Genomic DNA, 26,717 nt, shown 5'->3' with positions numbered 1-26,717 from the left:
GCTACTCGGCCGAGGGCGCGTCACCCTCATCCGTGCCGGTGGTCGTGGCATCCTCGGCGGTCTCGGCGACGGCGTCGTCACCCTCGACCTCTTCCGCCTCGCGTCCCGCCTCGGCGTTACGAGCGACGCCGACCACGGCATCGCGCTTGCCCAGGTTGATCAGTTGGACGCCCATGGTGTCACGGCCCGTCTCCCTGATCTCGTTGACTCGCGTACGAATCACACCGCCGGACAGCGTGATGGCGAGGATCTCGTCGGTCTCCTCGACCACCAGCGCGCCGACGAGAGAGCCGCGGTCCTCCACGATCTTGGCAGCCTTGATGCCGAGGCCGCCGCGACCCTGGACGCGGTACTCGTCGACGGCGGTCCGCTTCGCGTACCCGCCGTCTGTGGCAGTGAACACGAACGTACCGGGTCGAACAACATTCATCGAGAGCAGCTCGTCGCCCTCACGGAAACTCATGCCCTTGACGCCCGAGGTGGCGCGGCCCATCGGTCGCAGGGTTTCGTCCGTGGCGGTGAACCTGATCGACTGGGCCTTCTTGCTGATCAGCAGCAGATCGTCATCGGCCGAGACGAGTTCGGCTCCGATCAGTTCGTCGTCGGAACCGTCCTCCGTCTCACGGAGATTGATCGCGATGACGCCACCGGAACGCGGCGAATCGTAATCCTTCAGAGGCGTCTTCTTGACCAGACCGCCCTTGGTGGCCAGGACCAGGTACGGCACGGCCTCGTAGTCGCGGATCGCGAGGATCTCGGCGATCGCCTCGTCCGGCTGGAAGGCCAGCAGGTTCGCGACGTGCTGGCCGCGCGCGTCCCGGCCGGCGTCCGGCAGCTCGTACGCCTTCGCGCGGTAGACGCGGCCCTTGTTGGTGAAGAACAGCAGCCAGTTGTGCGTCGTCGTCACGAAGAAGTGGTCGACGATGTCGTCCTGCTTCAGCTTCGTCCCGCGGACGCCCTTGCCGCCCCGCTTCTGCGAGCGGTAGTCCTCCGTCTTGGTGCGCTTGATGTAGCCACCGCGCGTGATGGTGACGACGATGTCCTCTTCGGCGATCAGGTCCTCCATGGACATGTCGCCGTCGAAGGGCACCAGCTTGGAGCGGCGGTCGTCGCCGAACTTCTCGACGATCGCGGCGAGTTCCTCGCTGATGATGCCGCGCTGGCGCACCGGCGAGGCCAGGATCGCGTTGTACTCGCGGATCTTCGCCTGGAGCTCGTCGTGCTCCTGGATGATCTTCTGGCGCTCCAGGGCGGCCAGTCGGCGCAGCTGCATCTCGAGGATGGCGTTGGCCTGGATCTCGTCGATCTCCAGGAGGCCCATGAGGCCCTCACGCGCGATCTCGACGGTGTCGCTGCGCCGGATCAGCGCGATGACCTCGTCGATGGCGTCCAGGGCCTTCAGAAGGCCGCGCAGGATGTGCGCCCGCTCCTCGGCCTTGCGCAGCCGGAACTTCGTACGGCGGACGATGACCTCGATCTGGTGCGTCACCCAGTGCCGGATGAACGCGTCCAGGGACAGGGTGCGGGGCACGCCGTCGACCAGCGCCAGCATGTTGGCGCCGAAGTTCGTCTGCAGGTCGGTGTGCTTGTAGAGGTTGTTCAGGACGACCTTGGCGACCGCGTCCCGCTTCAGGACGATGACCAGGCGCTGGCCCGTGCGGGAGGACGTCTCGTCGCGGACGTCGGCGATGCCGCCGACCTTGCCGTCCTTCACCAGGTCGGCGATCTTCTGCGCCAGGTTGTCGGGGTTGACCTGGTAGGGGAGCTCGGTGACCACCAGGCACTGGCGGTTCTGGATCTCCTCGACCTCGACGACCGCGCGCATCGTGATGGAGCCACGGCCCGTGCGGTACGCCTCCTCGATGCCCTTACGGCCCACCACCAGGGCGCCGCTCGGGAAGTCGGGGCCCTTGATGCGCTCGATCAGGGCGTCGAGCAGCTCCTCGTGAGAAGCCTCGGGGTTCTCCAGGTACCACTGGGCGCCGGCCGCCACCTCGCGCAGGTTGTGCGGCGGGATGTTGGTGGCCATGCCGACCGCGATGCCCGCCGAGCCGTTGATCAGCAGGTTCGGGAAACGGGCGGGCAGGACGGTCGGCTCCTGGGAGCGGCCGTCGTAGTTGTCCGTGAAGTCGACGGTCTCCTCGTCGATGTCGCGGACCATCTCCATGGACTGCGGCATCATCTTGCACTCGGTGTACCGCATGGCGGCCGCCGGGTCGTTGCCGGGAGAGCCGAAGTTGCCGTTGGAGTCCACCAGCGGCATGCGCATCGACCACGGCTGCGCGAGGCGCACCAGCGCGTCGTAGATCGAGGAGTCGCCGTGCGGGTGGTAGTTGCCCATGACGTCGCCGACGACGCGGGCGCACTTGTAGAAGCCCTTCTCGGGCCGGTAGCCGCCGTCGTACATGGCGTACAGGACGCGGCGGTGAACCGGCTTGAGGCCGTCCCGCACGTCGGGCAGGGCGCGGGAGACGATGACGGACATCGCGTAGTCGAGGTAGGAGCGCTGCATCTCCGTCTCGAGCCCGACGGGCTCGACACGCAGGACGATCTCGCCGCCCTCTTCGGGCGTGCTGGGGGTGTTCTCGTCGGCCATTGCTGGTGAGGATCCTTTCTGCGGCGGTCAGCTGAGACCGACTCAGATGTCGAGGAAGCGGACGTCCTTGGCGTTGCGCTGGATGAAGGCGCGGCGCGCCTCGACGTCCTCGCCCATGAGGACCGAGAAGAGGTCGTCGGCCTGGGCCGCGTCGTCCAGCGTGACCTGGCCGAGCACGCGGTGCTCCTGGTCCATCGTGGTGATGCGCAGCTCCTCGGCGTTCATCTCGCCGAGACCCTTGAAGCGCTGGACCGAGTCGTCACGGATGCGCTTGCCGTTCTGCCGGCCGAGTTCGATCAGCGCGTCGCGCTCACGGTCGGAGTACGCGTACTCGAAGTCGTCCCGGCCCCACTTGATCTTGTACAGCGGGGGGCGCGACAGGAAGACGTGCCCGGCCTCGACCAGCGGCCGCATGAAGCGGAACAGGAAGGTGAGCAGCAGGGTGTTGATGTGCTGGCCGTCGACGTCGGCGTCCGCCATCAGGATGATCTTGTGATAGCGGAGCTTCTGAATGTCGAAGTCCTCGTGGACCCCGGTGCCGAACGCGGAGATCAGCGCCTGGATCTCCTGGTTCTGCAGGATCTTGTCGATCCGCGCCTTCTCGACGTTGAGGATCTTGCCTCGGATCGGGAGGATCGCCTGGTACTGCGGGTTGCGGCCCGACTTGGCCGAACCGCCGGCGGAGTCACCCTCGACGATGAAGATCTCGCACTTGGTGGGGTCGTTCGACTGGCAGTCGGACAGCTTGCCCGGCAGGGACGCCGACTCCAGCAGTCCCTTGCGGCGGGTCAGGTCACGCGCCTTGCGGGCCGCCACGCGCGCGGTGGCCGCCTGGATCGACTTGCGGATGATGTCCGCGGCCTCGTTGGGGTTGCGGTCCAGCCAGTCGCTGATGTGCTCGTGGACGACCTTCTGCACGAAGGTCTTCGCCTCGGTGTTGCCCAGCTTGGTCTTGGTCTGGCCCTCGAACTGCGGCTCACCGAGCTTGATCGAGATGATCGCGGTCAGACCCTCGCGGATGTCGTCGCCCGTGAGGTTGTCGTCCTTCTCGCGCAGCAGCTTCTTGTCGCGCGCGTACCGGTTGATGAGACCGGTGAGCGCCGCGCGGAAGCCCTCTTCGTGGGTGCCGCCCTCGTGGGTGTGGATGGTGTTGGCGAAGGAGTACACGCCCTCGCTGTAACCGCTGTTCCACTGCATCGCGACCTCGAGGGAGAGCATGCGCTCCCGGTCCTCGGCCTCGATGTCGATCACCGTCTCGTGGACGACGTCGCCCTTGCGGGAGTTGAGGTACTTCACGAAGTCGACGATGCCGCCCTCGTAGTGGTACGTGACCGTCTTGACCTCGGCCTTCTCGTCCGCACCCGCCTCGTCGGCCCCGGCCGTGGCCTTCGCCGACTCGCGCTCGTCAGTGAGTTTGATCGTCAAACCCTTGTTGAGGAACGCCATCTCCTGGAAACGCCGCGAGAGCGTCTCGAAGGAGTAGTCGGTGGTCTCGAAGATGTCGCCGTCGGCCCAGAAGGTGACCGACGTACCGGTCTCGTCGGTGGCCTCGTGCTGCGCCAGCGGGGCCGTGGGGACGCCCAGCTTGTAGTCCTGCGTCCAGCGGTGGCCCTCCGTCCTGATCTCGACGGCCACCTTCGTGGACAGCGCGTTCACGACGGAGACACCCACGCCGTGCAGACCGCCGGAGACGGCGTACCCGCCGCCGCCGAACTTGCCGCCCGCGTGCAGCACGGTCAGCACGACCTCGACGGCCGGCTTGCCCTCGGACGGGACGATGCCCACCGGGATACCGCGGCCGTTGTCGACCACACGCACGCCGCCGTCGGCGAGGATCGTCACGTCGATGGTGTCCGCGTGACCGGCCAGCGCCTCGTCGACGGAGTTGTCGACCACCTCGTACACGAGGTGGTGAAGTCCACGCTCACCGGTCGAGCCGATGTACATACCGGGTCGCTTGCGGACCGCGTCCAGACCCTCGAGGACGGTGATGGCACTGGCGTCGTACGAGGCGGTGACCTCGCCGTTCGAGGTGGTGGCCTCGTTCTTCACGCCGGCGTCGGTGGACGGGATGTTCTCGTTGGGGTTGCCGGAATCGGCCACGAAGCGCCCTTTCTGGCACAGCACCAGCCAGGCTCGTCGGCGGGTTGCCGGAGCGGCTGCGGCATGTTGCGTTGGTAAGCCTTGATCAGCGTTGCTCAGCTTCTCCCGGGCGGTCCCCACGTTCGGGGCGGGATCGGCTTCCAGTCTACCGGTAGCGCTGACAGTGATGGGGGTTTGCCGGTACCTGAGTCCCCATGTGCCGCCCTGAACCGGTCTCCGCCGGGTCCCCATATACGGAACGGGGCTCAAAGAGGCTCACGGAGGCACTCAGCGCTTCCGGGTGTCAACCCATGGCTACTTGGGAGTCAGGTCGGCATTCGCAACCGCGTGCGGTTGCTCGCCGGGACCTCGGACAGCGCCACGATCAGCCCTCGGACGTGACGTACCTCACCCGTAGGTGTCACCGGGTCCCGTGCTCCCAGGGGCACGCAGCGGGCCGTAGCGACGGACGGGGCCGGCGGGACCGTGCACCTTGATCAGCTTCACCGTGCCGTGCCCGAGGTCCTCGTTCAGCCGGGCCACGAGCTGCGGCGCGAGCAGCCGCAGGTTCGTCGCCCACGCCGTGGAGTCGCAGCGCACGACCAGCACTCGCTCGTCCTCGTCGTACTTCTCCGGCTCGCAGTGCTTGGCGAGGTCCTCGCCGACGATCTGCGGCCAGCGCCCCATCACCCCGCCCACCGCGGCCGGCGCCTCCCAGCCGCGCTCCGTGATCAGACGGTTGATCGCGGCGCCCAGCGCCATGGGGTCGCGCCCGTCGGCGCGCGCGCCTGAGCGCAGCCCCCCGCGCCGCGCCTGCCTCTTCTGCTGGGCCGCGTCCCCGCGCGCGCGTGCCTGCTCCTTGGCCGCCCGCAGCGCCACGCGCGCGAGGTCCACCCCGGAGGGCTCCGGGGTCTTCTTCGGGGCCGCCTCGCCCTTGCCGTCACTCATGCGCGCTCCACCGTCCCGCCGGCCACCGCGTACCGCGCCCCGGCCAGCACATGCGGTACGTCGTCGTCGACCGCGGCCGTCACCAGGACCTGCTCACCCGGCGCGACCAGCTCCGCCAGCCGCTCCCGGCGACGCGTGTCCAGCTCCGCGAACACGTCGTCGAGAACGAGCACCGGCTCGTTCCCCTCGGCCCGCAGCAGGTCGTACGACGCCAGCCGCAGCGCCAGCGCGTAGGACCAGGACTCGCCGTGCGACGCGTACCCCTTCGCCGGCAACTGACCCAGCTTCAACAGCAGTTCGTCCCGGTGCGGCCCCACCAGGGTCACACCCCGCTCGATCTCCTGCTTGCGGGCCTCGGCGAGTGCGGCCATCAGCTGCCCGTAGAGGTCCTCGCGCGTGTGCGCCTCGCCCGGCGCGGACGGCTTGTACTCCAGCGCCACGGGCCCCCCGCCCGGCGCCAGCTGCTCGTACGCCTTGTCGGCCAGCGGCTGGATCGCGGCGATCAGGTCGAGACGCTGCGCGAGCAGCTCCGCGCCCACGCGCGCGAGATGCTGGTCCCACACGTCGAGGGTGGACAGGTCCATGGAACGCCCGCCGTGCCGGCGGGCCAGCGCCGCCGTCTTCAACAGCGTGTTGCGCTGCCTGAGGACCCGGTCGTAGTCCGACCGGACCCCGGCCATGCGCGGCGAGCGCGCGGTGATCAGTTCGTCGAGGAAACGCCGCCGCTCACCGGGGTCGCCCTTGACCAGCGCGAGGTCCTCGGGCGCGAACAGGGCAGTCCGTACGATACCGAGCACGTCCCGCGGTCTGACCTGCGACGATCTGTTGATGCGGGCCCGGTTCGCCTTGCCCGGGTTGAGCTCCAGCTCGACCAGCTGCTGCCGCTCGCCCTGGCGGACCTGCGCCCGGATCACCGCCCGGTCGGCGCCCATGCGCACCAGCGGGGCGTCGGTGGAGACCCGGTGACTGCCGAGGGTCGCGAGATAGCCGACCGCCTCGACCAGGTTCGTCTTGCCCTGCCCGTTGGGACCGACGAACGCGGTGACGCCCGGATCGAGCGGGACCTCGACCCGGGCGTAGGAGCGGAAGTCGGCCAGCGACAGATGCGTGACGTGCATGATCGTTCGCCGACCTCCCCCAGGGTTGTGGACCGCCGGGCGGTCCTGTGGACTACTTCTTCTCGACCGCGTGGCCGCCGAACTGGTTGCGCAGCGCCGCGATCATCTTCATCTGGGGCGAGTCCTCCTGCCGGGAGGAGAACCGCGCGAACAGCGACGCGGTGATCGCCGGCAGCGGCACCGCGTTGTCGATCGCGGCCTCCACGGTCCAGCGGCCCTCGCCGGAGTCCTGGGCGAAGCCCCGCAGCCGGTCCAGGTGCTCGTCCTCGTCCAGCGCGTTGACCGCGAGGTCCAGCAGCCAGGACCGGATCACGGTGCCCTCCTGCCAGGAGCGGAACACCTCCCGGACGTCGGTCACGGAGTCGACCTTCTCCAGGAGTTCCCAGCCCTCGGCATAGGCCTGCATCATCGCGTACTCGATGCCGTTGTGGACCATCTTCGCGAAGTGGCCCGCGCCGACCCGGCCCGCGTGCACCGCGCCGGAGTCGCCCTCCGGCTTGAGCGCGTCGAAGACCGGCTGCACCTTGGCGACGTGCTCCGCGTCACCGCCGTACATGAGCGCGTAGCCGTTCTGCAGGCCCCAGACGCCGCCGGAGACACCGCAGTCGACGAAACCTATGCCCTTGGCCGCCAGTTCCCCGGCGTGCTTCTCGTCGTCCGTCCAGCGGGAGTTCCCGCCGTCCACGACGACGTCTCCGGGCTCCAGCAGCTCCGCGAGTTCGTCGACGGTGGACTGGGTCGCGGCTCCGGCCGGGACCATCACCCACACGACCCGCGGGCCGTGCAGTTTCCCCACCAGCTCTTCCAGACTGTGGACGTCGGCGAGGTCAGGGTTGCGGTCGTATCCGATCACGGTGTGGCCTGCGCGGCGGATCCGCTCACGCATGTTGCCGCCCATCTTGCCGAGGCCGACGAGACCGAGCTCCATCAGTGTTCCTTAGGTGTGCGACGTGGCGTTACGGCACTTTCGTACCTACGTCCGACCCTAAACCCGGACGCTCGCGCACATCTGTGGGCATACGCGCTCATGCGTACGCCCCGACCTGCGGGTTCTCCGACGGAACCGGTCAGCCGCTGAGACGGACCGGCATGATCAGGTACTTGTAGGACTCGTCCGGCTCCGCGTCCAGGGCCGGCCTGCCGCTCAGCAGCGCGGGCTTCGTGGACGTCGTGAACGACAGCTGGGCCACCGGGGAGTCGATGGCGCTCAGGCCGTCCAGCAGGAACGTCGGGTTGAAGGCGATCGAGATGTCGTCGCCCTCCAGCTGGGCGTCGACCCTCTCCACAGCCTGTGCGTCGTCGCTGGAACCGGCCTCCAGGATCAGCACCCCCTGCTCGAAGCTGAGCCGCACCGGGGTGTTGCGCTCGGCGACCAGCGCCACCCGCTTGACGGCCTCCACGAAGGGGGCGGTCTCGATCACGGCGATGGAGTTGAACTCCGTCGGGAACAGGGTCCGGTACTTCGGGAGGTCGCCCTCCAGCAGCCGCGTGGTGGTGCGCCGGCCCGCACCCTCGAAGCCGATCAGGCCCTCGCCCGCACCCGAACCGGACAGCGCCAGGATCACGCTGTCGCCGCTCGTGAGGGCCTTGGCGGTGTCCAGGAGCGTCTTGGCGGGCACCAGGGCCACCGCGGACGCGTCCGGGTTCTCCGGCTTCCACAGGAACTCGCGGACCGCGAAGCGGTAGCGGTCGGTGGACGCCAGCGTGACCGTGTCGCCCTCGATCTCGATACGCACACCGGTGAGCACCGGCAGCGTGTCGTCGCGGCCGGCGGCGATGGCCACCTGGGCGGCCGCGGACGCGAAGACCTCACCGGGAACGGTGCCGGTCGCGTTCGGCATCTGCGGCAGGGCCGGGTACTCCTCCACGGGCAGGGTGTGGAGGGTGAACCGCGAGGAGCCGCAGACCACCGTCGCGCGTACACCGTCTGTGGAGATCTCCACCGGGCGATTGGGCAGGGCGCGGCAGATGTCCGCGAGCAGGCGGCCGGAGACGAGCACCGTGCCCTCCTCCTCGACCTCCGTCTCCACCGACACCCGCGCCGAGACCTCGTAGTCGAAGCTGGACAGGCTCAGCTGGCCGTTCTCGGCCTTCAGCAGAAGGCCGGCGAGGACAGGCGCCGGCGGACGGGCCGGGAGGCTGCGGGCCGCCCAGGCGACTGCCTCCGCGAGTACGTCGCGTTCCACCCGGATCTTCACTGTTGCCGCCTCCTGCTGTTGCCGGCGCTTCTCGCCCTGCCTGGCTTCGTCGTCTGTCTCGGTGTCGTCGGTCCCAGCGGTGGGAAGGACACCGTGAACAGTCTGACGCACCGCACTGACAGTAGGTGCCTCTCGGGGTCAAGTCGTGACGAGGGGCAGTCGGGGGCCGGACAGCGAGTTGTGCACAGGACCCCCTTCGAAGCGACTTTCTCACTCTCTCCAGTTGTCAGTAGTAGTAGGGGCTGTGGATACCGTGGATAACCGCGTTTTCGCAGGTCAGGTGCCAAATTTTATCCACTGGCCCTGTGGGCGGAGGCGGTGGACAACCGGGGGTGTCTGTGGAGAAAGAAAAGTTCTGCACACTCCGTGCACAGGCAGAGGCGAGTTCTCCCCAGCGTCGTCCCCAGCTTTACCCGTCTTTCCCACAGGCCAACCCGGCACCTTCGTGTGACGCCTTTCACTCGACATGGTGAGGAGGCGCTCCGGGTTGCCGAACAGTGGACAGTGCTGTGGAGAAGCCCCTGATCGCTGGGGACAACCCGCCTCGGCCTGTGGGTTTCCCGTGGACAACTCGGTGCACAGGCTGTGGATCACCGCGTTGTCCACAGCCTGTGGAGATCCTTCGTCCACGAATCCACAACCACCTGACCTGGCACGACAGTTCCCGGGCCGCCGGGCCTGTGGACACGATCTGGACAACTCCGCGGTCCCCAGGGTGTGGACGGGAGAAAGTCGCCGAATCTGTGGAGGAAGGCCGTAACCCCGCCGGTATTCGAACACCGGAAGGGCGCACACGACGAAGGGCGCCGCCGGGATCTCCTCCCGGCGGCGCCCTCGGCGACGTGCTGGGGTCGTCCTCAACCGTTCTTGATGCGGTTGGTGAGCTCGGTGACCTGGTTGTAGATGGAGCGCCGCTCGGCCATCAGATTGCGGATCTTGCGGTCGGCGTGCATGACCGTGGTGTGGTCCCGGCCGCCGAACAGCGCGCCGATCTTCGGCAGCGAGAGGTCCGTCAGCTCGCGGCACAGGTACATGGCGATCTGGCGGGCCGTCACCAGGGCCCGGCCGCGCGAGGTGCCGCACAGGTCCTCGACGGTCAGCCCGAAGTAGTCCGCGGTGGCGCCCATGATGGCCGTCGAGGTGATCTCGGGGGCGGAGTCCTCACCGCCCGGGATGAGGTCCTTGAGGACGATCTCGGTGAGGCCGAGGTCCACCGGCTGCCGGTTGAGCGACGCGAACGCCGTCACCCGGATCAGCGCGCCCTCCAGCTCGCGGATGTTGCGCGAGATCCTGGAGGCGATGAACTCCAGCACCTCCGGCGGGGCGTTGAGCTGCTCCTGCACCGCCTTCTTGCGCAGGATCGCGATCCGCGTCTCCAGCTCGGGCGGCTGGACGTCGGTGATCAGGCCCCACTCGAAACGGTTCCGCAGCCGGTCCTCAAGGGTGACCAGCTGCTTGGGCGGCCGGTCGGAGGACAGCACGATCTGCTTGTTGGCGTTGTGGAGCGTGTTGAAGGTGTGGAAGAACTCCTCCTGCGTCGACTCCTTGTCCGCGAGGAACTGGATGTCGTCCACGAGCAGGATGTCCATCTCGCGGTAGCGCTTGCGGAAGCTGTCGCCCTTGCCGTCGCGGATGGAGTTGATGAACTCGTTGGTGAACTCCTCGGAACTCACGTACCGCACGCGCGTGCCGGGATAGAGGCTGCGCGCGTAGTGCCCGATCGCGTGCAGCAGGTGCGTCTTGCCGAGCCCCGACTCCCCGTAGATGAAGAGCGGGTTGTATGCCTTGGCGGGTGCCTCGGCGACGGCGACCGCGGCCGCGTGGGCGAAGCGGTTGGAGGCGCCGATGACGAAGGTGTCGAAGAGGTACTTCGGGTTCAGGCGCGCGGTCGGCTCGCCCGGGCCGGTGGCCGGTGCGGGCTTCGCGGCCAGTGGTCCGGGGGCGCCGCTGGAGGAGGGCGAGCCGACCGGGCCGCCGCGGTGGACGTGCCCGGAGCCGGACTCGTGCCGGTCGCGCCGCGGGGCGCGCTGGTCGTAGTCGGAACGCTGGCCGTAGTCGGGCCGCGGCTGCTCGTACTCGGGCCGCTGCGACTCGTAGTCCGGGCGCTGCGGTTCGTACTCCGGCCGCTGGTTGTCGTAGTCGGGGCGCTGGTTGTCGTACGGCGGGCGCTCCATCGACTGCGGGCGGTAGTCCTGAGACGGCGCGTTGTACGAGTCCTGTCCGGAGGAGCCGTACGAGTCCTGCCCCGAGCCGCCGTACCCGTCCTGGGACGGGGAGGCGTAGGGGTCCCGGTCGGGGAAGCCCAGGCGCTGTTGCTGCCAGCTGTACTCGTCCTGGGCCGGGCGCGGCCAGGAGCCGGGCTCGGGGCGCTGGTACTCCGAGGGGTAGGCGGGGCGGGCGGTGGGGAGCTGGTCCTGACGCGTGTGGGGCAGCTGGTCGCTCGGCGTGCCGGGGTGCTGTTCGCCGCGGCCGGGTGCGCGGTCGTCGGCGCGGTGGCGGCCGTAGCCCCCCTCGTAGGTCTCGCGCCCCTGGCCGGAGGGCAGTTCCGGTTCCTCGTACCGGGGGCGGGCCGGCGGTGCCGGCGGGGAGGGGGATTCGCCCGCGGAGTCGTCGACGGTGATCGCGATGCGGATCGGGCGGCCGCACTCGCGGCTCAGGGTCTCGCTGACGATCGGCGCGAGCCGGCCCTCGAGGACGCCCTTGGCGAACTCGTTGGGTACGGCGAGCAGGGCCGTGTCGGCGACCAGGGCGAGGGGCTGGCAGCGCCGGATCCAGTGCTCGTCCTTGCCCTCGACCCCCTGTCCGCGGCTCTCACCGAGGAGCTGTTCCAGTACTCGTGGCCACACTGCGGCAAGATCGGCAGGCACGTCAGCCACAGGGCACGCTCTCTCACGGGTCCCTCGAAGGTGTGATCCAGGGACGGGTCGGGATGTAAATCGGGTGGGTGAGGGACTAGGGATCGAGTCGGAGTCCAGTCACGGTAGTCAGGGCGACGGGTACGGTTCAAGTTGTTGTCCCCAGGCTGTGGACAGTGTCTCCCGGTGACCGTTGGTTTGACCGGATGGCGTAGCCCCGCGTACCGTAACCAGGTCGAGTTGTCGATGGCTGCTGCCGCCTGCCTCCGATGGGCACAGATCGCTTCAGGTGATCGGGAAGCGGTGCACTCGGGCGTGATACGAGCTACTCGTGGGCGCACGGTGACAGCCAGGACGGCACCCCGCCACCACCGATTGATTTCTGGAGCCCCCGAGTGAGCAAGCGCACCTTCCAGCCGAACAACCGTCGTCGCGCCAAGACCCACGGCTTCCGCCTGCGGATGCGTACCCGTGCCGGCCGCGCGATTCTCGCGAACCGTCGTGGCAAGGGTCGCGCCAGCCTGTCCGCCTGATCCCGATCAGGTCATGACGTCGTGCTGCCTACCGAGCATCGGCTGAGGCGGCGCGAAGACTTCGCGACCGCGGTACGACGGGGTCGTCGGGCAGGCCGCCCGACCCTCGTCGTCCATCTTCGTAGCGGTGCCAAGGACCCGCACGCGCCTGGGGAGAGCGCTCCCCCGGTGCGTGCGGGTTTCGTCGTGAGCAAGGCCGTGGGCGGTGCGGTCGTGCGCAACAAGGTGAAGCGCAGGCTTCGTCATCTGATGCGCGACCGAATCGCCCTGCTGCCCCCCGGTAGCCTGGTAGTCGTACGAGCGCTGCCCGGTGCGGGCGACGCCGATCATGCACAACTGGCCCAAGACCTGGATGCCGCTCTGGAGCGGCTGCTGGGAGGGGGCGCGCGATGAAGTACCCACTGCTGGCGCTGATCAAGGTGTATCAGTGGATCATCAGCCCGTTGCTCGGGCCGGTGTGCAAGTACTACCCGTCGTGTTCCCACTACGGCTACCAGGCCATCGACCGGCATGGTGCGATCAAGGGAACGGCACTCACGGCCTGGCGCATCCTGCGGTGCAATCCGTGGTCGCCTGGCGGTGTGGACCATGTTCCGCCGCGCAAGCGCCCGCGATGGCACGAAATGCTGGGTGACGCGTGGCGCGCACGCAAGGGCGGGCCCTTCGCCGCCGAACCGGCCACCGAGGGGCTGAGTCCTTCGAGCCCGGCCGCAGAGACTCCGTCCCATGCCCAAGGAGCATGATTAGTGGACACGATTGCCAGCCTTTTCAGCTTCATCACGACACCTGTCTCCTGGGTCATCGTCCAGTTCCACACGGTGTACGGGTCCATCTTTGGGCCTGACACCGGTTGGGCCTGGGGCCTGTCGATCGTGTCCCTGGTGATTCTGATCCGTATCTGCCTGATCCCGCTGTTCGTGAAGCAGATCAAGGCGACCCGGGCGATGCAGACGCTGCAGCCCGAGATGAAGAAGATCCAGGAGCGCTACAAGAACGACAAGCAGCGCCAGTCGGAAGAGATGATGAAGCTGTACAAGGAGACGGGTACCAACCCGCTCTCCTCGTGCCTTCCCATCCTGGCGCAGTCGCCGTTCTTCTTCGCCCTGTACCACGTGCTCAACGGCATCGCGTCCGGTGACACCATCGGCGTGATCAACCAGAGCCTGCTGACGAGCGCGCAGAAGGCGCACATCTTCGGCGCGCCGCTGGCCGCGAAGTTCACCGACAGCTCCGCGAAGGTGGAGGCGCTCGGCGCCACGATCACCGATGTGCGGGTCGTCACCGCGATCATGATCGTCCTGATGTCGGCGTCGCAGTTCTACACGCAGCGCCAGCTGATGACGAAGAACGTCGACACCACGGTGAAGACGCCGTTCATGCAGCAGCAGAAGATGCTGATGTACGTCTTCCCCGTCATGTTCGCCGTCTTCGGTATCAACTTCCCGGTCGGTGTCCTCGTCTACTGGATGACCACCAACGTGTGGACCATGGGCCAGCAGATGTACGTGATCCACAACAACCCGACCCCGGGTTCCAAGGCTCAGGCCGCGTACCTGGAGCGCCTGTACAAGCACGTCACGAACCACGGCAAGACCCGCAACCGCCGCGAGCGCACCATCGTCAAGGCGATCGTCGTCAAGGGCCGTGACCGCAACGAGCACGAGCGCAAGTTCATCAACGGCCTCAACAAGGCGGGCCTCACGGCCCAGCCCGACGGCACCGTGGTGAAGGGCGACGGCTCGGTGGTCACCCAGGCCGAGGACGGTACGACGACCACCACCACGGCGGCCACCCCCAGGCGTCAGCAGCCGAAGCGGCAGAGCAAGTCCCAGCGCCAGTCCGGCCCCGTGAAGGCCGCCGGAGAGCCGGAGCCGAAGACGTCGCTGTCCAAGTCCGCCGAGCCACAGGACGCCAAGCCGGGCGCCGCCGGCGGCAAGGCCGAGTCGAAGCCCGGTGCCGGAACCCGCAGCAAGGCCCAGTCCGGACAGCGCAAGGGCCCGCAGCGGCCCAAGTCCCCGTCCAAGAAGTAAGAAGGAGTCCATCCCGTGACGGAAGGCACCACCACCTCCGCCGCTGCCGAGGGTGTAGACACCCTTTCCCGCCTGGAGCAGGAGGGGGAGATCGCGGCGGACTACCTCGAGGGTCTGCTGGACATCGCCGACCTCGACGGTGACATCGACATGGATGTCGAAGCCGACCGTGCCGCTGTCTCGATCATCAGCGACGCGAGCGGCCGAGACCTGCAGAAGCTGGTCGGGCGGGACGGCGAGGTGCTGGAGGCACTCCAGGAGCTCACGCGCCTGGCGGTGCACCGGGAGACCGGGGACCGCAGCCGGCTGATGCTGGACATCGCGGGCTACCGGGCGAAGAAGCGCGCGGAACTCTCCGAGCTGGGTGCCAAGGCGGCGGCCGAGGTCCGCAGCAGCGGTGAGTCCGTGAAGCTGAAGCCGATGACGCCGTTCGAGCGCAAGGTCGTGCACGACGCGATCAAGGCCGCGGGCCTGCGCAGCGAGTCCGAGGGCGAGGAGCCGCAGCGGTTCGTCGTTGTGCTGCCCGCCTGATCGGTCCGTACGTTTCTCCGGCCCCGTCTGTTGCGCAGGCGGGGCCGAGCTTTGTCAGCCTGATAGTTCTGGTGGTTCAGGCGTGGGTGCCCGGTGTGCCGACGCAGTACGGAAGGACGGTCCCCCCGTGACGGAGGCAGCGGAGCTTCCCCCCGCGCCCGAGCAGGCGCGTGAGGTGTTCGGTGACCGCTTCGCGGATGCGGTGCGGTACGCGGAGCTGCTCGCTGAGGCGGGAGTGCAGCGAGGGCTGATCGGCCCGCGTGAGGTGCCGCGCCTGTGGGAGCGGCACCTGCTGAACTGCGCGGTGCTCTCGGAGGTCGTTCCGGAGGGCGTGACGGTGTGCGACGTGGGGTCGGGCGCCGGCCTGCCCGGCATCCCGCTGGCGCTCGTCCGCGAGGACCTGAAGATCACGCTCCTCGAGCCCCTGCTGCGCCGTACGACCTTCCTGACCGAGGTGGTCGAGCTGCTGGGCCTGCATCACGTGACGGTCGTGCGCGGACGTGCCGAGGAGGTCGAGCTGCTGGGCCTGCATCACGTGACGGTCGTGCGCGGACGTGCCGAGGAGGTCATGGGCAAGCTGAACCCCGTCCATGTGGTGACGGCGCGAGCCGTGGCCCCGCTGGACCGGCTGGCCGGCTGGGGGATTCCGCTGTTGCGTCCCTACGGCGAGATGCTGGCGCTCAAGGGTGACACCGCGGAGGAGGAGCTGAAGACCTCGGCCACCGCCCTCAGCAAGCTCGGTGCCGTGACGACCTCTGTCCTCCATGTAGGTGAGGGTGTGGTGGACCCGCTGTCCACAGTGGTGCGGGTCGAGGTCGGGGAGAGCCCCGGAGGCGTGCGGTTCGCCGCCAAGCGGGCCAAGGCCGCGCGGACGGGTCGGACACGGCGACGCCGTGGCCAGTGATCAGAAATCTGTGTCGCAGTCTTTCCGGCGGGTGTTCCTGCCGTCGTGGCGTTCGTCTCAGTCTTCTGGGTGTTGTGAGCGCTGATCCGTCCTGACGACGAGACGTACTCCACACAAGGTGTCAAACCTACGCATGCCGGAGTGTCGCGGCAGTTCCGTACCCGGCGCTGTGCATCGTGTTTCACGTGAAACGTCGCTCACTGCTGCACGGCATCATCAGCCGGGGCCGCGCTGCGGCCGAACCCCGCGATCGCAAGCCTCTTGGTTCTCTTGGCGGGGGCCCGGCTTCCAACGACTCTTCGTCCCCCCCAGGGGGCACGGAGTTGTCCACAGAGGTGGATTTCTCCACAGAACAACAGGCCTCACTGGTTCACCACCCCGAAGACATGGGAGGCTCTGTTCATTGCGAGCCTGAAGTCGAGGAGAGTGAATCCTTGCGGTCCGACGCCAACATCGCGGGACCGATGACCGACCCGGTCCCCGGTCCCCGTACCGAGTCGACGTTGGGGGACGATGTTTCACGTGAAACACCGCCTCCGATGGACGACACTCCGATCGGTCGTGCTGCCCAACTGGCGGTCGAGGCTCTAGGCCGCGCCGGTGAAGGTCTGCCGCGGCCCGACCAGACCCGGGTCATGGTCGTCGCCAACCAGAAGGGCGGGGTGGGCAAGACGACGACGACCGTCAACCTTGCGGCCTCGCTGGCCCTGCACGGCGCACGTGTCCTGGTGATCGACCTCGACCCACAGGGCAACGCGTCCACCGCGCTGGGCATCGACCATCACGCCGAGGTCCCGTCCATCTACGACGTCCTGGTCGACAGCAGGCCGCTCGCCGAAGTCGTGCAGCCGGTTCCGGACGTCGAGGGTCTGTTCTGTGCCCCCGCCACGATCGATCTTGCCGGTGCGGAGATCGAGCTGGTGTCCTTGGTGGCACGGGAGAGCCGGCTGGAGCGGGCGATCCAGGCGTATGAGCAGCCGCTGGACTACATCCTCATCGACTGCCCGCCGTCGCTCGGTCTGCTGACCGTCAACGCGCTGGTGGCCGGACAGGAAGTTCTCATCCCGATCCAGTGCGAGTACTACGCGCTGGAGGGCCTGGGGCAACTGCTGCGCAACGTCGACCTGGTGCGGGGGCACCTCAACCCCGGCCTGCATGTGTCGACGATCCTGCTCACCATGTACGACGGCCGGACGCGCCTTGCGTCTCAGGTCGCCGACGAGGTGCGCACCCACTTCGGTGACGAGGTGCTGCGGACGAGCATTCCCCGCTCGGTCCGTATCTCCGAGGCACCGAGCTACGGCCAGACGGTACTGACCTACGATCCCGGATCGAGCGGTGCCCTGTCCTACCTTGAGGCGGCACGAGAAATCGCGCTGAGGGGGGTTGGCGTCAGCTACGAAGCGGCGCACGCCCACATCGGCGCACAGGGCGACCCGAGCATGGTGGAGGGCATCCAGTGAGTGAGCGACGGAGGGGTCTGGGCCGTGGCCTCGGGGCACTGATCCCTGCTGCCCCGACGGAGAAGTCGGTGGCTCAGGCCGCGATCGTCGGAGGTTCCGCGTCCCCGGCGGCGGTCCCGGTACTGACGGCCGAGCGTGGAGTGGCCGCGGCGAAGGTGGCCACACTGTCGCCGGTCGCTCATGACGTCGAGGAGCCGGCGCCCGCCGATGTGGTGGAGACTCTTCCTCCTCCGGTCGGCGCCCACTTCGCGGAGCTTCCGCTCGACTACATCACGCCGAACCCACGGCAGCCCCGTGAGGTCTTCGACGAGGACGCGCTGCAGGAACTCGTCACCTCCATCCGTGAGGTCGGTCTCCTCCAGCCGGTCGTCGTCCGACAGCTCGGTCCCGCGCGGTACGAGCTCATCATGGGTGAACGGCGCTGGCGGGCATGCCGGGAGGCGGGGCTCGACGCGATCCCGGCGATCGTCCGCGCCACCGAGGACGAGAAGCTTCTTCTGGACGCGCTGCTGGAGAACCTGCACCGGGCTCAGCTGAACCCGCTGGAGGAGGCCGCGGCCTACGACCAGTTGCTGAAGGACTTCAACTGCACGCACGACCAGCTGGCGGACCGCATCGGCCGCTCCCGCCCGCAGGTCTCCAACACCCTGCGTCTGCTGAAGCTCTCGCTGTCGGTTCAGCGCCGGGTCGCCGCGGGTGTGCTGTCCGCCGGTCACGCCCGGGCCCTGCTGTCCGTCGACGACTCGGAGGAGCAGGACCGTCTGGCGCACCGCATCGTGGCCGAGGGCCTCTCGGTGCGTGCTGTGGAGGAGATCGTGACCCTCATGGGGTCGCGGCCGCAGTCGGCTCAGCGTTCCAAGGGTCCGCGGGCCGGGGCGCTGGTCTCGCCGGCTCTGACCGATCTGGCGACCCGTCTCTCGGACCGCTTCGAGACGCGGGTGAAGGTCGATCTGGGCCAGAGAAAGGGCAAGATCACCGTCGAGTTCGCCTCCATGGAAGACCTTGAGCGGATCCTTAGCTCCCTCGCCCCGGGTGAGGGACCGGTCCTCCAGAGGAGCCTCCTGGACGACGACTCCGAGGAGACCCAGGACTGAGTCCCCCTCGCGAGGCGGTGGTCGACATCGTTCGTCAAACGCGGGAGCGGGTCGTGTCCGGTGCAGATCGGATACGACCCGCTCTTTGCTGTGAGGCGGTTTCGATGGAATCCCATCGTGGATACGATGCGTTGAGGTAGGGCACCATCCACCCGGCCGCACCTGTGAGGGGAGACAGGGGCCATGCGAACGGTGAGTCGCACGGGACTGGTGAGCGCAGGCCTGGGACTGGGCGCCGTCGGCGGGTTCGTCGGCAGCCTGCTCAGGGAAAGGAACGCTCTGACGGCCGCCCGCGACGCGGCGGGCGAAGGAAGCGAGGAACAGCCTTCATGGGGCGCCGGCTCGTACCGCTCACGCTGGACAACCTTGCGGACCTTCCCAAGCGCTGTCGTTCATGTGTCTTCTGGGAGCTGGATCCCGTCAGCGGTGAGGCCGCGGTAAAGACGGGCACCTCCGTTCTGGAGAAGGAGGCATGGATCTCCGCTGTCCTGCTGGACTGGGGGTCCTGCGGCCGGGTCGTATACGTCGACGACGTGCCAGTGGGTTACGTCCTGTACGCGCCGCCCGCCTACGTCCCTCGCTCGACGGCCTTCCCCACGAGCCCGGTCTCACCCGACGCCGTGCAGTTGATGAATTCGTTCATCATGCCGGGCTACCAGGGGCAGGGGCTGGGCCGGGTGATGGTCCAGACGGTCGCCAAGGATCTGCTCCGGCGCGGCTTCAAGGCGATCGAGGCCTTCGGCGATGCCCGCTGGAAAGAGCCCGCCTGTGTGCTGCCCGCCGACCATCTTCTGGCTGTGGGCTTCAAGACGGTCCGGACTCATCCCGCCTACCCGCGGCTGAGGCTGGAACTCCGCTCCACGCTCTCCTGGAAAGAAGACGTCGAGATGGCCCTGGACCGGCTGCTGGGAGCCGTGCAGAAGGAACCGGCACTCCGTCCCCTCTGAGCGGGGCAACGCCTCTCCCGCACGATCCAGTGTGTCTCTTGCCGCAGGCGGCACAGTCCGCGGCAAAGCGAATGGGCCGACCCGCAGGGTCGGCCCATTCGCGTTTCACGTGAAACGTCACTCGGCGATGAAGTCCTCGAGGTCGCGGACAATCGCCGCCTTCGGCTTCGCACCGACGATGGTCTTGGCGACCTCGCCACCCTGGTACACGTTCAGGGTCGGGATGGACATGACGCCGTACTTGGCGGCCGTACCCGGGTTCTCGTCGATGTTGAGCTTGACGATCTCGATCTTGTCGCCGTACTCGGCGGCGATCGCCTCGAGCGAGGGCGCGATCTGACGGCACGGACCGCACCAGGCGGCCCAGAAGTCCACCAGGACGGGCTTGTCGCTCTTCAGGACGTCCTGCTCGAAGGAGTCGTCAGTCACATTCTTCAGGGTGCCGGCCACGGCGGGCTCCTTAACTTGTTCGTGCGGTGGGGCGGATGGGGGTCAGACAGCGGTCTTCTCGGGCTCGGCCTTCTCCTCGTCCGCCAGGGCGGCGAGGAAACGCTCAGCGTCGAGAGCGGCGGAGCAGCCGGTGCCGGCGGCGGTGATCGCCTGCCGGTAGGTGTGGTCGACGACATCACCCGCGCCGAAGACGCCGGTCAGGTTCGTCCGGGTCGAGGGCGCCTGCACCTTCAGGTAGCCCTCGTCGTCCAGGTCCAGCTGGCCCTTGAACAGCTCGGTGCGGGGGTCGTGGCCGATCGCGATGAACAGGCCGGTCACCGGGAGCTCCGAGAGCTCGCCGGTCTTGAGGTTGCGCAGGGTCAGGCCCGCGAGCTTCTGTTCACCCTGGACCGCGGTGACTTCGCTGTCCCAGACGAACTTGATCTTCGGGTCGGCGAAGGCGCGCTCCTGCATCGTCTTGGACGCGCGCAGGGTGTCCCGGCGATGGACGATCGTCACGGACTTGGCGAACCGCGAGAGGAAGGTGGCCTCCTCCATCGCGGTGTCACCGCCACCGATCACGGCGATGTCCTGCTCCCGGAAGAAGAAACCGTCACAGGTGGCGCACCACGAGACGCCACGTCCGGAGAGGGCGTCCTCGTTGGGCAGACCGAGCTTGCGGTGCTGGGAGCCGGTGGTGACGATGACGGCCTTGGCCTTGTGGACCGTGCCCGCGGTGTCGGTGACGGTCTTGATCTCACCGGTGAGGTCGACGTCGACGACATCGTCGGGGATGAGCTCGGCACCGAAGCGCTCGGCCTGGGCGCGCATGTTGTCCATGAGCTCGGGGCCCATGATGCCGTCCTGGAAGCCGGGGAAGTTCTCCACCTCGGTGGTGTTCATCAGCGCACCACCCGCGGTCACGGCGCCCTCGAACACCAGCGGCTTCAGCGACGCGCGCGCGGTGTAGAGCGCCGCCGTGTAGCCGGCGGGCCCGGAGCCGATGATGATCACGTTACGGACGTCGCTCACGGCCTGATTCCTCGTCTCTGGACTACGTCGTAGGTCCGGTGGGAGTGCCTTTCGGAACTCTCATCCGACCCAACGGATCCTAAGGGGCGCGCATTCCCGTTGTGTCGGGGCACACGGGAACCGCCACCGGACGAGATGCCACGGGGAGTGGAGACGAAGCGTGCGGGTTCAGGAGCGGGTGTAGGACTGCTTCAGCAGAACCGTGGCAGTGGCGGACGCCGGGTGGTCCACGCACGTCGCGTCCACGATGTACGCCGTGACCCGGGTGGTGTCGGAAGGGTCCGGCAGCACCACCAGCACCGCGTGCTTGCCCTGGTAGGTCCCGTCCTCGGTGGCGAGGGCCGAGTCGTCGCGGCCGATGCCCTTCTGGACGCATCCGGGGACGGCTGGCTGCTTGAGGGTCCTGGGGGAGTCGGTGACGGCGTTGCCCTCGACTCCGAGGCTGTGGGAGGTGTGGGAGCCGCTCACTGAGGCGCTGTTCCGGGCGAGGAGACCGGCGACCTGGTCCCCCAGTGCTTCCTTGGAGAAGGTGTCCGAGGCGGACTGCCGACCGTGTGCTTGAGGGGGCGACGGGTTGCCGTCGTTGAGTGAGGAGAGCAGCAGGGATCCGAGTCCCAGGGCGGCGGCGGTGAAGACGGCCCCCAGGACGGCGGCCCGGCGGCGCCTGCCGCGCCTGCCCTTGCGGCCGGGGCCGGTGGTCGAGATGTGGGCACGGCCTGCGGGGCGGTCGGTGGTGGGCGATGTTTCACGTGAAACAGAGGTGTCCTCGTCCATGGCGGAGAGGGAGGTCGGGGAGACGGCAGGCCGGGGTGTCTCCACCCCGTCGGGCGCGGTGGCGTCGAGCAGGGGCTCGGCCGCGAGCGCGGCGTCGATCCGCCCCGCGACATCGTCCGGCATGCGTGTCGGGCCAGGCAGTGTCCCGAGGAGTCCCCGGATCTCCTCCAGCGACGCGAGAGTGTCGGCGCAGAGATCGCATCCGTCCACATGCTGTCGTACGTCCGCGGTCCGGGACGGCGGGAGCAGGCCTTCGGTGAGGTCGGAGATCTCCGTGACGTCCGGATGCCCGGCCGTGCCCGTCGTGGACGTCACGCTCGCCCACCTCCGCCCTTCACAGCAGTCGAATCGCTTGGCCCCGCACCCGGCGGACTCACGGGGTGCTGTCCCGCTGCGGGTGGGACGGATGTCCCCTGCGCCCGGTTCCGTCCTGCGGACGGTTCCTTGCCGTCATCTGTTTTTTCCGGCCGCAGATGGGTGAGGAGGGGGAGGAGCCTGGCTCTGCCGCGCGCGCATCGGCTCTTCACCGTGCCCGTGGGGACGTCGAGAACCCGTGCGGCCTCGGCGACCGGGTAGCCCTGCATGTCCACGAGGACGAGGGCGGCCCGCTGGTCGGGCGGAAGGGTGCCGAGTGCCTCGATGAGCTGCCGGTGCAGATCGTTGCGTTCCGCCGGCGCGGAGGCCGCCTCGTGGGGTTCCAGCAGCTGTTCCAGCCGCTCGGTGTCGTCGACCGGAGACGTCTTGCGGGAAGCGGCCTTGCGGGCCCGGTCGAGACATGCGTTCACCGTGATGCGGTGCAGCCACGTCGTGACGGCCGACTGGCCGCGGAAGGTGTGCGCGGCCCGGTAGGCGGAGACGAGTGCGTCCTGCACGGCGTCAGCGGCTTCCTCGCGGTCGCCGAGGGTGCGCAGGGCCACCGCCCACAGCCGGTCGCGGTGGCGCCGGACGAGCTCGCCGAAGGCGTTGGGGTCGCCGTCCACATGACGGGCTAGGAGGTCCTGATCGCTGGTGTCGCCGTATGCGTTGCCATCTGCCATCGGACCCCCTCCCCTGGTGTGCGGTGAGCCCTCAGCCGGTGAACTTCACGTCGGTGACGGCCTGCTTGTAGCCGGCACTGCTGTAGCCGTCGCTGGGGGCGTTGGGTACAGCGGTGACCCACAACAGTACGAACTGCGTCTTGACCGACTTGGACGCCTTCACCTTCAGAGAGGTGTCGGTGCCGGTGGCGGTTCCGATCTGCTTCATTCCGTCGACGCCCGTGGAAGGGGTCAGCGAGTCCGTGGCGTACAGCACGATCGTCGTGTGGTCGCCGCTGTATCGGAGCCCTATCGACGCGGCCGAGACGTTCTGCGCCGAGCCGAGGTCGTAGACGATGCCTACGCCCGGCTTGTAAGGGGCCAGTTCGGGTCCCTGGAGGAAGCGCTTGGTGCGCCAGTAGGTGGAGCTGTCGTTGTCGTATGTCTTGCCGACGTCGCCGGCCGCCTGGGCCGAACCGCTCGCGACGTACTCCTGGGCTCCCTTGATGGCGAGGGTGCGGACCGGCCTGGTCTTGTCGCTGTTCTTGTCGTGGCCGTCGTTGGTCTGCGTCTTGTCGGTGTCCTCGGACTGGTTGCTCTGATCCATGAGGGCGTCCGCCAGCTGCCAGCTGCCGAGGCCCAGTGCGGCGATGAGCAGCGCCGACACGGCCCACTTGAGAGCCTTCCCGGTGCGGCTCTGCAGTGGGGCCGGCGGTGTCGGTGCCGGCTGCGCGGCGTGCGGATGGGCGACGGGACGGCCGTAGGTGCCCTGCTGGTACGTCGTGCGCTGGTACTCGGGCGGGGCGGTGAACGCCGGCTCCGGCGGGCGGATGCGCGGCATCTCGCCGATCGCCTTCACCAGTTCCTCCGGTGTGGTGCACGGGGACTCGTGCCGGGAGGCGGTGGCGCCGTCGTTGGCGAGTGCCCGCATGGACAGCTCGGACAGGCCGCGGTGCACACCCGCGCGCACCTGGTCGGGAGCGATCAGACCGACGTCCTTCGGCAGCCCCGACAGCCCGTAGGCGTCACTCTCGTACGGCCAGCGCTGGGTGAGCGCCGCGTACAGCAGGGCGCCGATCGCCTCCGTGTCGGTGCGCTGTGGAGTGTCGGAACTGACGCCGCGCAGCGCGGCGTTGACGGCCAGGCCGCGGATGCGCCACTGACCGCTGGAGGTGCGCAGGATCGCGTTCGGGTTCAGGCGCAGATGTGCCAGGCCCTCCCGGTGGGCCGCGGCCATGGCCGCAGCCACCTGGCTGACCATCTGGTAGGCGTCGTACACCTCCAGCGGGCCGGCGGCGAGGAGAGCGGTCAGTTCGGTGGCGTCGGGGAGCCACTCGTGGACGACGTAGACGAGGTCGTCCTCCTCGACGGCGTCGAGGACCTGGACGAAACGGGGGTCGCCGAGCAACGCCGAGGAGCGTGCCGCCGCGAGTACCGAACGGGCCCTGGTGTGGTCCGCGGGGAGAAGGTGGACACCGACCGCTCGGCGAAGTTTCTCGTCGACGGCACGCCAACTGCTGAAACCGTCCAGACGGGTGACGCACTCCTCCAGGCGGTATCGCCCGGCGAGCTTGTGTCCGCTGTGCAGTTCGGGTGGTGAGGCCTTCCCGGGACGTTCGGTCCCGCCACTCCCCTGTGCCTCGACGTCGTCCGTGTCCCGCTCCCGGTTCTGGGCCTCCCCGTCGGCCGTGGACTGGTCCGCCTTGGCGGTCAGCGGCTTGTCACCGCTGTTGTCTGCCACGTCGACGGCAGCCGTGCTCCGTTCCGCCACCGTCGTTCCTGCCTCCCCATCCGTTGCGCGCCGTGCGACGCCGAATCCAATTGTGCCCACAGTCTGCCGCTATGCACGACACACGGTGGCGGCCGATGGTTGTGCGCCTACCCCGGCCTCAACGCCCCAGGCGCCCACGGACCATACCGACCAGCGAGTTCAGCTCCTCGATCCGCAGGCGCCGGGCCACGACGAAGAAGATCCCGAGCAGTACCGCCCCGCCCACCAACAGCGCGGCGAGCGAGCCGGCGACGCCCTGACCGAGCGTGTGCCCGATGCCGTAGCAGGCCGCGCCGCTCAGCAGCGCCGCGGGCACCGAGGCGAGGCAGAGCCTGGCGTACGTGCGCAGCACGCGCGAGCCGTCCAGGTCGCCGCCCAGCCGCTTGCGCAGCCGGTTCCAGGCGACACCGACCCCGATCGCGTAGGCGAGACCGTACGCGGCGGACATGCCGACCACCGCCCAGCGGGCCGGCAGGACGAAGAAACACAGCGCCGAGGCACCCGCGTTGACCGCGGCCACGATGACCGTGTTGTAGAAGGGAGTTCGGGTGTCCTCGTAGGCGTAGAAGGCCCGCAGGACGACGTACTGCACGGAGTAGGGGATCAGGCCGAGGCCGAACGCCATCAGCATGAAGCCCATGTTGGTGGCGGCGCGGGTGCCGGACGAGCCGAAGATCAGGGTGCACATCGGGATGCCGAGCGCGAGGAAGCCGAAGGCGATGGGCACGATGGCGACGGCGGTCGTGCGCAGCCCCTGGGAGATGTCGTCGCGGACCGCGCCGCCGTCTCCCTCGGCCGCCGAGCGGGAGATGCGCGGCAGCAGCGCCGCCATCAGGGAGACGGTGATGATGGCCTGCGGCAGGCCCCAGATGAGCTGGGCGTTGGCGTAGGCACTGAAGCCTGTACCGGCGATGTTCGTGTCCGAGACCGAAGCGGTGGCCAGCTGGGTGACGACGAGCGCGCCGGCCTGGTTGGCGAGGACGAAGAGGATCGTCCACTTGGCGAGCATCGCCGCCTTGCCGAGGCCGTGACCCTTCCAGTCGAAACGCAGACGCAGTCGGAAGCCGGTCTCCCGCAGGTACGGGATCATCGCCAGGGCCTGCACGACAAGGCCGAGGAGGATGCCGACCCCGAGGAGCCGCTGGCCCTGCGGCGGAATGTTCGCCACGTCCATGCCGGAGTCGGCCGAGGTGCCGTACACCCAGAGGAACATGCCGAGCGTCACGATGATGACGATGTTGTTGAGGACCGGGGTCCACATCATCGCGCCGAACTTGCCGCGGGCGTTGAGGACCTGGCCCATCACCACGTGAATGCCCATGAAGAAGATCGAGGGCAGGAAGTAGCGGGTGAAGGTGATGGCCACGTCGTCGGCCGCGGGATCGCTGGCGACCGGGTTCGACAGCACCTGGACGAGGAGCGGGGCGGCGAACATCGCCAGGGCGGTGAGCAGTCCGAGCGCCACCATGACCAGCGTCAGCAGGCGGTTGGCGAACGCCTCGCCACCGTCGTCGTCCTCCTTCATGGCCCGCACGAGCTGCGGGACGAAGACCGAGTTGAGGCCGCCGCCGACGGTGAGGATGTAGATCATCGTCGGGAGCTGGTAGGCGACCTGGAAGGTGTCGCCCAGCAGGGCGGTGCCGAGGGCGGAGACGATCAGAGCGGAACGGACGAAGCCGGTGAGGCGCGAGACCATCGTGCCCGCCGCCATCACGGCGCTCGACTTCAGCAGGCCCGTGGCGCGACCGCCCCGCTTCGCGGCAGGAGCGGCGGGCGCGGATGCCGGCCTCGTGTCTGCCGCGGGTGGGGACGGTGCCGGCCGGTCCTGGCCGGGAGCCGGTGCGGCGGCCGGGCCGGGCACCGCAGGGGCGTCCGCGGAGGGCGCCTGTCCGCCCTGCTGCTGGTCACGGAAGAGATGCGCGAAGGCGTCGGGCTCGTGGTGCTCCTCGCCCGCCCCGGTGACCAGGTCGTCCACCCCGACGAACTGGGTCGTCCGGGGGTCGTCGCCGTAGGGCAGGTACTGGGTCGGGCCCTCCGGCTCGGGCGGCGGGGTCTGGGCCCACACGCGGGGGTCGGGGGCGTACGGCGACTGGGGCGGCTGGGCGTACAGCTGCTGCTGCGGCGGGTACGTGCCCGGCGGCGGCGGGGGATGCGCGGCACGGTCGTAGAGCGCCTCGGCGACCGGGTCCTGGGCGTAGAGGTCCTGTGCCCGGTAGGGGTCCTGGTCGTAGGCGTCCTGGAGGTACATGTCCGCGGGAGACTGCGGAGGTACCTGGCCGTGCTCGGGCGGCGGGCCCTCGGGGTGGCCCGGGCTGTCCGCGGCCCGGCCGCGGTCACCGTCGTACGGCGCGTTCATGGTTACCCCACCTCATCGTCCCGGGCCCACCGGCCACGAC

The 26,717-nt window shown here is 68.6% G+C and carries 22 protein-coding genes; 9 read left to right on the top strand and 13 right to left on the bottom strand.

Annotated elements, in window-relative coordinates; genetic code table 11:
• Position 1 precedes the first annotated feature (1 nt).
• The 7 genes from gyrA to dnaA form a co-directional block, all read right to left on the bottom strand.
• Positions 2-2,596 (bottom strand): DNA gyrase subunit A, encoded by a 2,595-nt coding sequence (gene gyrA / locus AC07AZ_RS04930; RefSeq protein ID WP_478843864.1) that lies wholly within the window; start codon positions 2,594-2,596, stop codon positions 2-4.
• Positions 2,597-2,638: 42 nt separating this feature from the next.
• Complete coding sequence (gyrB, locus tag AC07AZ_RS04925) at positions 2,639-4,723, bottom strand: DNA topoisomerase (ATP-hydrolyzing) subunit B (protein WP_478843862.1); 2,085 nt, start codon at positions 4,721-4,723, stop codon at positions 2,639-2,641.
• A 363-nt stretch (positions 4,724-5,086) separates the two neighbouring features.
• Positions 5,087-5,626: a DciA family protein gene (locus tag AC07AZ_RS04920; RefSeq protein ID WP_478843860.1), complete on the bottom strand. Its 540-nt coding sequence runs from the start codon at positions 5,624-5,626 to the stop codon at positions 5,087-5,089.
• A complete protein-coding gene (recF, locus tag AC07AZ_RS04915; RefSeq protein WP_478843858.1) occupies positions 5,623-6,744 on the bottom strand; it encodes a DNA replication/repair protein RecF in 1,122 nt (373 codons plus the stop codon). Before recF ends, AC07AZ_RS04920 begins: the two co-directional genes overlap by 4 nt.
• 52 nt (positions 6,745-6,796) lie before the next feature.
• Positions 6,797-7,672: a phosphogluconate dehydrogenase (NAD(+)-dependent, decarboxylating) gene (gnd, locus tag AC07AZ_RS04910; protein WP_478843856.1), complete on the bottom strand. Its 876-nt coding sequence runs from the start codon at positions 7,670-7,672 to the stop codon at positions 6,797-6,799.
• 139 nt (positions 7,673-7,811) lie between these two features.
• Positions 7,812-8,942, bottom strand: coding sequence for a DNA polymerase III subunit beta (dnaN, locus tag AC07AZ_RS04905; protein WP_478844171.1), 1,131 nt, complete (start codon positions 8,940-8,942; stop codon positions 7,812-7,814).
• Positions 8,943-9,799: 857 nt separating this feature from the next.
• Complete coding sequence (gene dnaA, locus AC07AZ_RS04900; RefSeq protein ID WP_478843854.1) at positions 9,800-11,818, bottom strand: chromosomal replication initiator protein DnaA; 2,019 nt, start codon at positions 11,816-11,818, stop codon at positions 9,800-9,802.
• A 374-nt stretch (positions 11,819-12,192) separates the two neighbouring features.
• Here dnaA and rpmH point away from each other — a divergent pair, with 374 nt between their 5' ends.
• From rpmH to AC07AZ_RS04855, 9 genes are all read left to right on the top strand, one after another.
• Positions 12,193-12,330, top strand: a complete 138-nt coding sequence (gene rpmH / locus AC07AZ_RS04895; protein ID WP_006381191.1) for a 50S ribosomal protein L34 — start codon at positions 12,193-12,195, stop codon at positions 12,328-12,330.
• 21 nt (positions 12,331-12,351) lie between these two features.
• Entirely contained in the window at positions 12,352-12,723 is a 372-nt protein-coding gene (rnpA, locus tag AC07AZ_RS04890; RefSeq protein ID WP_478843852.1) for a ribonuclease P protein component, read from the top strand.
• Positions 12,720-13,073 (top strand): membrane protein insertion efficiency factor YidD, encoded by a 354-nt coding sequence (gene yidD, locus AC07AZ_RS04885; RefSeq protein WP_478843850.1) that lies wholly within the window; start codon positions 12,720-12,722, stop codon positions 13,071-13,073. The genes rnpA and yidD overlap by 4 nt, the downstream gene beginning before the upstream one ends.
• A 3-nt stretch (positions 13,074-13,076) precedes the next feature.
• On the top strand, positions 13,077-14,360 hold the full coding sequence (gene yidC / locus AC07AZ_RS04880) for a membrane protein insertase YidC (RefSeq protein ID WP_478843848.1): 1,284 nt from the start codon (positions 13,077-13,079) through the stop codon (positions 14,358-14,360).
• Positions 14,361-14,375: 15 nt separating this feature from the next.
• Positions 14,376-14,891, top strand: coding sequence for a Jag family protein (locus AC07AZ_RS04875; protein ID WP_478843846.1), 516 nt, complete (start codon positions 14,376-14,378; stop codon positions 14,889-14,891).
• A 127-nt stretch (positions 14,892-15,018) separates the two neighbouring features.
• Entirely contained in the window at positions 15,019-15,795 is a 777-nt protein-coding gene (locus AC07AZ_RS04870) for a 16S rRNA (guanine(527)-N(7))-methyltransferase RsmG (protein WP_478843844.1), read from the top strand.
• A gap of 386 nt (positions 15,796-16,181) precedes the next feature.
• Positions 16,182-17,258, top strand: coding sequence for a ParA family protein (locus AC07AZ_RS04865; protein WP_478844168.1), 1,077 nt, complete (start codon positions 16,182-16,184; stop codon positions 17,256-17,258).
• On the top strand, positions 17,255-18,352 hold the full coding sequence (locus AC07AZ_RS04860) for a ParB/RepB/Spo0J family partition protein (protein WP_478843842.1): 1,098 nt from the start codon (positions 17,255-17,257) through the stop codon (positions 18,350-18,352). Before AC07AZ_RS04865 ends, AC07AZ_RS04860 begins: the two co-directional genes overlap by 4 nt.
• Before the next feature lie 329 nt (positions 18,353-18,681).
• A complete protein-coding gene (locus tag AC07AZ_RS04855; protein WP_478843840.1) occupies positions 18,682-19,299 on the top strand; it encodes a GNAT family N-acetyltransferase in 618 nt (205 codons plus the stop codon).
• Between the two features lie 117 nt (positions 19,300-19,416).
• Here the strand turns inward: AC07AZ_RS04855 and trxA are convergent, their stop codons facing one another.
• From trxA to murJ, 6 genes are all read right to left on the bottom strand, one after another.
• Positions 19,417-19,749 carry a thioredoxin gene (gene trxA / locus AC07AZ_RS04850; protein ID WP_007383275.1) on the bottom strand — a complete coding sequence of 111 codons (333 nt, stop codon included), beginning with the start codon at positions 19,747-19,749 and terminating at the stop codon, positions 19,417-19,419.
• A 42-nt stretch (positions 19,750-19,791) separates the two neighbouring features.
• Positions 19,792-20,760 carry a thioredoxin-disulfide reductase gene (trxB, locus tag AC07AZ_RS04845; protein ID WP_478843837.1) on the bottom strand — a complete coding sequence of 323 codons (969 nt, stop codon included), beginning with the start codon at positions 20,758-20,760 and terminating at the stop codon, positions 19,792-19,794.
• Between the two features lie 168 nt (positions 20,761-20,928).
• On the bottom strand, positions 20,929-21,849 hold the full coding sequence (locus AC07AZ_RS04840) for an anti-sigma factor family protein (RefSeq protein WP_478843835.1): 921 nt from the start codon (positions 21,847-21,849) through the stop codon (positions 20,929-20,931).
• Complete coding sequence (sigM, locus tag AC07AZ_RS04835) at positions 21,846-22,571, bottom strand: RNA polymerase sigma factor SigM (RefSeq protein ID WP_478843833.1); 726 nt, start codon at positions 22,569-22,571, stop codon at positions 21,846-21,848. The genes AC07AZ_RS04840 and sigM overlap by 4 nt, the downstream gene beginning before the upstream one ends.
• A gap of 31 nt (positions 22,572-22,602) precedes the next feature.
• A complete protein-coding gene (locus tag AC07AZ_RS04830; protein ID WP_478843832.1) occupies positions 22,603-24,321 on the bottom strand; it encodes a protein kinase family protein in 1,719 nt (572 codons plus the stop codon).
• A 118-nt stretch (positions 24,322-24,439) separates the two neighbouring features.
• Positions 24,440-26,677: a murein biosynthesis integral membrane protein MurJ gene (murJ, locus tag AC07AZ_RS04825; protein ID WP_478843831.1), complete on the bottom strand. Its 2,238-nt coding sequence runs from the start codon at positions 26,675-26,677 to the stop codon at positions 24,440-24,442.
• Positions 26,678-26,717: the final 40 nt, after the last annotated feature.

The organism is Streptomyces sp. NPDC043878 (genome assembly GCF_056435735.1).
The sequence above is the reverse complement of the archived record's forward strand: the minus strand, read 5'-3'. Positions and strand labels throughout refer to the sequence as shown.

Bases quoted from the DNA above. Each gene is read 5' to 3' on its own strand.
- murJ (WP_478843831.1), bottom strand. From the start codon at position 26,677: ATGAACGCGCCGTACGACGGTGACCGCGGCCGGGCCGCGGACAGCCCG.
- recF (WP_478843858.1), bottom strand. From the start codon at position 6,744: ATGCACGTCACGCATCTGTCGCTGGCCGACTTCCGCTCCTACGCCCGG.
- AC07AZ_RS04865 (WP_478844168.1), top strand. From the start codon at position 16,182: ATGGGAGGCTCTGTTCATTGCGAGCCTGAAGTCGAGGAGAGTGAATCC.
- yidD (WP_478843850.1), top strand. From the start codon at position 12,720: ATGAAGTACCCACTGCTGGCGCTGATCAAGGTGTATCAGTGGATCATC.
- AC07AZ_RS04855 (WP_478843840.1), top strand. From the start codon at position 18,682: ATGGGGCGCCGGCTCGTACCGCTCACGCTGGACAACCTTGCGGACCTT.
- AC07AZ_RS04920 (WP_478843860.1), bottom strand. From the start codon at position 5,626: ATGAGTGACGGCAAGGGCGAGGCGGCCCCGAAGAAGACCCCGGAGCCC.
- sigM (WP_478843833.1), bottom strand. From the start codon at position 22,571: ATGGCAGATGGCAACGCATACGGCGACACCAGCGATCAGGACCTCCTA.
- gyrA (WP_478843864.1), bottom strand. From the start codon at position 2,596: ATGGCCGACGAGAACACCCCCAGCACGCCCGAAGAGGGCGGCGAGATC.
- gnd (WP_478843856.1), bottom strand. From the start codon at position 7,672: ATGGAGCTCGGTCTCGTCGGCCTCGGCAAGATGGGCGGCAACATGCGT.